At 67.3% G+C, this 2097-nt stretch carries 2 protein-coding genes and 1 pseudogene; all 3 read right to left on the bottom strand.

Annotation, left to right across the window (positions count from 1 at the left end):
• Nucleotides 1-2 precede the first annotated feature (2 nt).
• Nucleotides 3-932 carry a type II secretion system F family protein gene (locus AC1VAN_RS19850; protein WP_033831344.1) on the bottom strand — a complete coding sequence of 310 codons (930 nt, stop codon included), beginning with the start codon at nucleotides 930-932 and terminating at the stop codon, nucleotides 3-5.
• Between the two features lie 28 nt (nucleotides 933-960).
• Nucleotides 961-1902 (bottom strand): type II secretion system F family protein, encoded by a 942-nt coding sequence (locus AC1VAN_RS19845; protein ID WP_442251860.1) that lies wholly within the window; start codon nucleotides 1900-1902, stop codon nucleotides 961-963.
• Between the two features lie 2 nt (nucleotides 1903-1904).
• A pseudogene (locus AC1VAN_RS19840) lies at nucleotides 1905-2097 on the bottom strand (CpaF family protein); the annotation flags it as partial.

The following is a 2097-nucleotide window of genomic DNA, read 5'->3' as shown; positions in this document are numbered from 1 at the left end:
GGTCATCCCATTTTCGACAAGGTAGTGGCCAGCGCGACCAGCGCCGGTCCGGCCAGCACCAGCATCAGTGCCGGCAGCAGGGTCAGCATCATCACCACGGTCATCTTCACCGAGAGCTTGCCGACCTTTTCCTTCAGCGCATTGCGGCGCTGCTCGCGCAGGCGGACGCTGAACTGGCGCAGCGGTTCCTGCACGGCACCGCCGTGGGCGTGCACCTGCAGGATCAACTGCACAAGGCTGGACAGATCGTCATCGCCGTACACATCGCTCAGCCGGCGCAGCGACTGCGCACGCGTGCGCCCATGGGTGTAGGACACATTCGCTTCCTGGATTTCCCCGCCCAGCACCGGCAGTGCGTCGCGCAGCTTGTCGCCCAGTGTCTGCAGGCTCTGATCCATGCTGTAGCCCACGCCCTGCAGCAGGCGCAGCAGGTCGATCAACAGCGGCAGCTCATTGTTCACCGCGCGTCGCCGCCGCTTGACCCACGCACTGAGCGCGAACTTCGGCAGCAGCAGGCCAGCAGCCAGCGCGCCGATCACCACCATGATCCTCGACAACCCCGTGGCGTCACTCAGCGTCAGCGCAATACCCAGTACCAGCACCGCCAGCAGCAGCCGCAGGCCGAGGTAGATGGCGGTGCCGCGGCGGGTGTTCCAGCCGGCCAGGTCCAGCAGCAGGCGATCCTCACCGGCCAGCAGCGCCGCTTCCAGGCGTCCGCCGCTCAGTCCGCGGCCGAACTGCTCCAGCCAGCCGAGTGAGTCCTTGCGTGCGTCAGCCGCTGTGTCGTCGCTTTCGCGCGGACGCAGCGCTGTTTTCAACGTGGCCTCGCTGCGGTCCTCGCGATGGCTGCGCACCCAGCTGCCAAGCCCCAGCAGGGCCACGCCGGCGGCCAACACCAGCAGGGCAGCCACGAACCAGATGCTGGCGCTCATTGGATGCCTCCTGCGTGGACGGGGATGTTCATAGTGATTTGGCCAGGCGGTACAGCAGGAAGGCGCCGGTCAACTCCAGCGCCAGCGCGATCAGCAGGATCTTGTGGCCCAGTGGGTCGTGCAGCACCGGCTGGAAGAATTCAGGGCTGGAGATCGCCATCAGCACTGCGCTGGCCGGTGGCAGGAGGCCCAGTACCCACGCCGACATGCGGGTTTCAGAAGTGGTTGCGGCCAGTTCCTGCTGCGCCTGTTCCAGGTCACGCATGAAGTCGCCCATGCGCTGCAGGATCTGGTCGGCACGGCCACCGATGCGCACGCTCACGCCCATCACCACCGCCAGCACCTTCAGCACGTCCATGCGGTAGGGCTGTGCGGCCAGGTTGAGCGCACGGTCAAGGTCCATGCCGCCACGTGCATAGCGCACCGTGGTGTCGAGCAGGCCGCGCAGCGGCGCGTTGGTCTGCATCGACGCGACCTGGAAGGCGGCCTGCAGGCTGTTGCCGAGCGCGGTAAGGCGCACCAGGTTGTCGAGGAAGTCCGGCAGCTGGTGCAGCAGCTGCGCCTGCAGCTTGCCGATACGGCGCATCAGCCACAGCCAGCAGCCCAGCAGGTACAGCAGCAGGGTCAGCGGGAACATCCAGAAGGTGCCCAGGCGCAACACCGCGAACGCGGACAGGGCGATGCCCGGCAGCAGCATCAGCAGCGGCAGCTTCCAGCCCGGTGCCAGGCCGGCACGCTGCAGCAGCCCGTTCCAGGGCAGGGCGCGGCGACCCGGCGCAGGCAGCGTCGCCTGCCGTGCTGCATCGGCCGGCGCGGCGGCAGCGCCGGTGCCGCGCGCCAGCTGCTGCTCGGCATGCTGCAGCGAGGCCTGGCGCTGTTCGCGGCTGCTGGCCGTCCCCCACAGCCACACCGCCAGCGCCAGCAGCACCGACACGATGCTCAGCACACCCAGCAGCAGGCCGGTACCCATGCTCAGAAGTCTCCGTACAGGGATTCGCGCAGCAACTGCCGGAACGGCTCCAGCTTGTGCGAATGTGGCTGGAAGCCGAGGCCGATCCAACGGTCGATTTCCTTGCCGCTGCCATCGATCTGCACTTCGTGGCGGAACATCTCCTGGGTGGTGATCAGGTTGTCGCTGACGCCGGTGATTTCAGTAATGGATACC

The sequence above is a fragment of the Stenotrophomonas sp. 05L44_2 genome (genome assembly GCF_056665995.1).
This window is presented reverse-complemented; position numbering and strand designations above follow the sequence as displayed.

Coding starts and splice junctions, on each gene's coding strand:
- AC1VAN_RS19850 (WP_033831344.1), bottom strand. CDS start 932: ATGAGCGCCAGCATCTGGTTCGTGGCTGCCCTGCTGGTGTTGGCCGCC.
- AC1VAN_RS19845 (WP_442251860.1), bottom strand. CDS start 1,902: ATGGGTACCGGCCTGCTGCTGGGTGTGCTGAGCATCGTGTCGGTGCTG.